Raw genomic sequence first — 4665 nt, forward strand, 5'->3', positions numbered from 1 at the left:
GCCACGAGGTGCCGGGCCTGGCCACCGAGAGCGACGGGCGCTGGGAGTATCCGCGGCTCACCCTGCCCGCCCTCCCCTCCGGCTCCCCGCGCCCCTTCGCGCAGGGCAACGAGGGGGAGATCCACCACGCCGACCTGCGCGAACTGCTGATCCCCCTGCCCGAGGGGGCCGAGGAGGACAAGAAGGCCGGGAAGGACGGCGGGCTCCCCTCGCCGAAGGGCGGCTGGGTCACGGCCGAGGAGTACACCGGCATCTACGCGAAGGGCGAGCACGAGGAACTGCGGCAGCGGCTGGCGGACGACGCCGTACGGCACATCGCCGCCCGCGGCTGGGTCATGCCGGACGGCACCCGCACCAGCGTCCATCTGCTGCGGTTCAACAGCGGCGCCGTCGCGGACGACTTCCACACCGAGGCGGTGTACGGGGGCCTGGCCCCGGGGCTGACGCTGGACAGGGCGCCGGGTTCGGAGCTGGACGAGAGCTGGCCGTCGAAGGCCGCCCCGGAGAACGTCGAGATCGAGGTGTACGACGAGCCCAGGCCCCGCGGCGAGACCCACACCCGCCACGCGTACCTGCTCGCCGGGGACACCGTGGCGCTGGTCGTCCAGACCCGGAAGGGGGCGGCTCCCGCCGTGCCGTTCCGGCAGACGGTGATCCTCCAGGCCCAGCTCCTGGGCTGAGCCCGGCGCAAACGGCTCCTGACGGGTTCCGGAGCCCGCCGGGACCCGTCCCGTGGCGGGGCGGCACACCTCACAGCACCGCCCCGCCACGGGCCGACTAGACTCGTCGGCGGGCCGCCCGCCGGCCCGTACGTCCGTGCCGAGCCCCCGAGGAGCGCTCCCGTGCTTGAGGCATTCTTCACCGCCCTGCTGGTCCTGGTCTGTGTCGGCGTCCTGGCGTTCACGGGCCTGACCGTGAAGAAGCTCTACCAGGGCCAGCGCTGACCCGTCCCGTCCCGTGACCCGGGCCGCGTACGGCCCGAGCCCGGGCCGCACCGCCGACCACACGCCCTCGACAGATCGTCTGAGCACCCCATGATCGAGATTCCGTCCGACCTCCACCCGGACCTCGTCCCCCTCGCCTTCCTCCTGGGCGACTGGGCGGGCGCGGGTGTCGCGGACTTCCCGGACCGCGAGCAGTGCAACTTCGGCCAGGAGGTCACCTTCTCCCACGACGGCCGGGACTTCCTGGAGTACGTCTCGCGTACCTGGGAGCTGGACGACAAGGGCGAGAAGGTCCGCCCGCTGGAGAGCGAGAGCGGCTACTGGAGGATCGACGCGGAGCGCCGGGTCGAGGCCGTCATGGCCCGCGACCGGGGCATCGTCGAGGTCTGGCACGGCGAGATGGCCGAGCAGAAGCCGCAGATCGACCTGGTCACGGACGCCTTCGCCCGCCTGTCCTCGGCCGGCGAGTACTCCGGCGGCAAGCGGCTGTACGGCTACGTCAAGGGCGACCTGATGTGGGTCGGCGAGCTGGCCACCCCGGATCCGGAGCGCCCGCTGCGCCCGTACATGTCGGCGCACCTGAAGAAGGTCGTCGACCCCCGCGAGTGGGCCAAGGACCTCAAGGACCTCCCGGACGACGGGATCGCCTTCTTCAAGTAGGCCGCTTCTCCGGACAGGTCCGCTTCCCCGGGCGGGCCCGGTCGGCGCCGATATCCGCTTGCGCGCCCCCGCCACCCGGGGCAGCCTTCGTCCGGCACCCGACGAAGGCGGAGAAGATGACCACCCAGCAGGCCCACCCGGTCGACCGTGAACTCGTCCGGGCCGCGGCCCGGGTGGCCCGCACCCGCTGCCGGGGCGACAACCACACCATGGCCGCCGCGGCCCGCGCCCGCGACGGCCGGATCGTCACCGCGGTGAACGCCTACCACTTCACCGGAGGGCCCTGCGCCGAGCTGGTCCTCATCGGCACGGCGGCCGCCCAGGGGATCTACGAACTGGACACCGTCGTCGCCGTGGGCGACCGCGACCGGGGGATCGTCCCTCCGTGCGGCCGGTGCCGCCAGGCACTCCTCGACTACTTCCCGGAGCTGAGGGTCATCGTCGGCGGCGCCCCCGGCGGCGAAGGGGCCCGGGCCGTCCCCGTGGCCGATCTGCTGCCCGCGAGCTACGTCTGGGCCGACCACCAGCTCGACGCCGGACCGGGCACCGCACCGGACGCCGGACCGGGCACCGGGGGGACCGTGCCGCCTGCGGGCTGAAGCCCCCGGCCGGCGGCCGGGCCCCGGGCCTCCGGCGACGCCGGTTCCGTCCGCATTCCCGGCGCCCCTCCTACACTGGCCACTGTGGTGAGCACCGACTGGCAGAGCGACCTACGCAGACGCGGATATCGGCTGACGCCGCAGCGCCAGCTCGTGCTGGAAGCCGTGGACAAGCTGGAGCACTCCACTCCGGAGGACATCCTCGCCGAGGTGCGGCGCACGGCGGGGAGCGTGAACATCTCCACCGTCTACCGCACGCTGGAGCTGCTGGAGGAGCTGGGGCTGGTCAGCCACGCCCATCTGGGCCACGGCGCTCCCACGTACCACCTGGCGGACCGGCACGACCACATGCACCTGGTGTGCCGGGACTGCACCACGGTGATCGAGGCCGACATCGCGCTCGCCGCCGACTTCACCGGCAGGCTGCGGGAGAAGTTCGGCTTCGACACGGACATGAAGCACTTCGCGATCTTCGGCCGCTGCCGCGACTGCGCCGGGCGGGTCTCCGAGGACGGCACGGCGGAGGACACCGAGGCGGAGGACACCGAGAGGGACTCGCACGAGAGCGCGGACGGCTCCGGGTCGTAGGCTGGCCGCATGTCGTACAAGAGCCCCCTGCTGTCGCTGCCCGGCGCCGTCCCCGCCGAGGCGCCGGACGAAGGCGTCGCCGCGCACTACGGCGACCTCTTCCGCGAGCAGCGCACGCTCGCCGACGGTGGCGGAGTGGTCGACCTCTCGCACCGCGGCGTGGTAACCGTCACCGGCGAGGACCGGCTGAGCTGGCTCCATCTGCTGATCACCCAGCACGTCAGCGAGCTGGAGCCCGGCCGCGCCACCGAGGCGCTGATCCTCTCCGCCAACGGCCACATCGAGCACGCGCTCTATCTGGTGGACGACGGCGCCACCGTCTGGATGCACGTCGAGCCGGGCACCAAGGAGGCGCTGATCGCCTACCTGGAGAGCATGAAGTTCTTCTACCGGGTCGAGGTCGCCGACGCCACGGCCGAGTACGCCGTGGTGCACCTCCCGGCGGGCTCCATCGCCGAGGCACCCGAGGGCGTGGCCGTCCGCGAGACGGCGTACGGGCGGGACCTGTTCCTGCCGCGCGGCGAGCTGGAGTCCTACGCCGCCTCCCACGGCCCGGCGGTCGGCGTGCTGGCGCTGGAGGCGCTGCGCGTCGAGGCGCACCGGCCCCGGCTGGGTCTGGAGACCGACCACCGCACCATCCCGCACGAGCTGGGCTGGATCGGCACGGCCGTCCATCTGCAGAAGGGCTGCTACCGGGGCCAGGAGACCGTGGCGCGCGTCCACAACCTGGGGAAGCCGCCGCGCCGGCTGGTCTTCCTCCACCTGGACGGCAGCGAGGTGCACCTGCCCGGCCACGGCACACCCGTGCGGCTGGCGAAGGACGGTGAGGAGGGGCGGCAGCTCGGTTTCGTCACCACCTCGGCCCGCCACCACGAGCTGGGCCCGATCGCCCTGGCCCTGGTGAAGCGGAACGTCCCGGTGGACGCGGAGCTGATCGCGGGCGACACCGCGGCGGCGCAGGAGACCGTCGTCGAGCCGTGAGCGTGCCCCGGCGGGCGGTGCGGCCCGGGAAGTGGAAGTGGTACGCAGGGGCGCGAGCCGGACCGCCGGGTGCATACTGGCGTTAATGACAAAATCGGCCGTAGCCCGGCGCCACCTGCCCACCAGCCCCTTCAAAGCCCCTGTCGCACCGCCCGACAAGCACTTCGCCGAGGGCGAGCGGGTCACCCACGACACGTACGGCCTCGGCCGGATCGTCTCCGTCGAGGAAGGCATCGCGGTACTCGTCGACTTCGGCTCCAAGCAGGTGCGGATCCTCAGCCCCTACCTCAAGCTGAACGCTCTCTGAGGCCGCCGCGCACGGCCGCCGCACGGCGGCCGGCCGCCTCCCCCCACACCACGTTTCCGCCCCGAGAGGCAGATCTCCCCATCGACACCACCGAACTGTTCTCCGCTCCCGACCAGGCGCCCACGACCCCTCAGGCGTCGGCCCGGCCCCCGGCCCGGAACCCCTTCCAGGCGCCGGACTTCGGAGACATCCCGGACTACGACGAGGCGGAGGAGACCGGAGAGCCGCCGTTCGACGCCGCTGCCGCCGCTGCCGCCGACGCGGCCGGTGCGGCCCGCGCCGCCAAGGACGAGGGCCCGGCCCGGGACGGCGGCGGCAGGAAGCGGCCGTCGAACTCCTCACACCGCAGGCGCGACCGCTCCCGGCAGGTCAGGCGGGGCTCCCCCCGCCGCTGACGGCGGCCGCCGCCCTGGCCTGGAGCACGGCGAAGACGCCCACCGGGACCGTCTGCACCACGGTCCAGGCCCTCCCCGTCGCGGTGAGGTCCAGCAGACCGGACGCCAGGACGGCCAGGCTGAGCGCGATCCAGCCGAACCCGCAGGCGGCCACCGCGCGCACCGCCCCCGGCCGGACGTACGGCGGCCGC

The 4665-nt window shown here is 73.4% G+C and carries 6 protein-coding genes and 1 pseudogene; 6 read left to right on the top strand and 1 reads right to left on the bottom strand.

Annotation, left to right across the window (positions count from 1 at the left end; all coding sequences use genetic code 11):
* The 6 genes from L7D48_RS26060 to L7D48_RS26085 all read left to right on the top strand — a co-directional run.
* Positions 1-680: hypothetical protein (locus L7D48_RS26060; protein ID WP_237883123.1), on the top strand; the 680-nt coding region annotated here is incomplete at its 5' end.
* Between the two features lie 354 nt (positions 681-1034).
* Entirely contained in the window at positions 1035-1604 is a 570-nt protein-coding gene (locus tag L7D48_RS26065; RefSeq protein ID WP_237883125.1) for an FABP family protein, read from the top strand.
* A gap of 116 nt (positions 1605-1720) precedes the next feature.
* Complete coding sequence (locus tag L7D48_RS26070; RefSeq protein WP_237883127.1) at positions 1721-2203, top strand: cytidine deaminase; 483 nt, start codon at positions 1721-1723, stop codon at positions 2201-2203.
* An 84-nt stretch (positions 2204-2287) separates the two neighbouring features.
* Complete coding sequence (locus tag L7D48_RS26075; RefSeq protein WP_237883129.1) at positions 2288-2791, top strand: Fur family transcriptional regulator; 504 nt, start codon at positions 2288-2290, stop codon at positions 2789-2791.
* A gap of 9 nt (positions 2792-2800) precedes the next feature.
* Positions 2801-3772 (top strand): folate-binding protein YgfZ, encoded by a 972-nt coding sequence (locus L7D48_RS26080; protein WP_237883131.1) that lies wholly within the window; start codon positions 2801-2803, stop codon positions 3770-3772.
* Between the two features lie 85 nt (positions 3773-3857).
* Positions 3858-4079 carry a hypothetical protein gene (locus tag L7D48_RS26085; protein ID WP_237883133.1) on the top strand — a complete coding sequence of 74 codons (222 nt, stop codon included), beginning with the start codon at positions 3858-3860 and terminating at the stop codon, positions 4077-4079.
* A 369-nt stretch (positions 4080-4448) separates the two neighbouring features.
* Here L7D48_RS26085 and L7D48_RS26090 read toward each other — a convergent pair.
* Positions 4449-4665 (bottom strand): annotated as a pseudogene (locus L7D48_RS26090) (hypothetical protein); the annotation flags it as partial.

The sequence above is a fragment of the Streptomyces sp. ICN903 genome, from assembly GCF_022015835.1.
Classification (GTDB): Bacteria; Actinomycetota; Actinomycetes; order Streptomycetales; family Streptomycetaceae; genus Streptomyces; species Streptomyces fenghuangensis.

Bases quoted from the DNA above. Each gene is read 5' to 3' on its own strand.
- L7D48_RS26065 (WP_237883125.1), top strand. From the start codon at position 1,035: ATGATCGAGATTCCGTCCGACCTCCACCCGGACCTCGTCCCCCTCGCC.
- L7D48_RS26070 (WP_237883127.1), top strand. From the start codon at position 1,721: ATGACCACCCAGCAGGCCCACCCGGTCGACCGTGAACTCGTCCGGGCC.
- L7D48_RS26085 (WP_237883133.1), top strand. From the start codon at position 3,858: ATGACAAAATCGGCCGTAGCCCGGCGCCACCTGCCCACCAGCCCCTTC.
- L7D48_RS26080 (WP_237883131.1), top strand. From the start codon at position 2,801: ATGTCGTACAAGAGCCCCCTGCTGTCGCTGCCCGGCGCCGTCCCCGCC.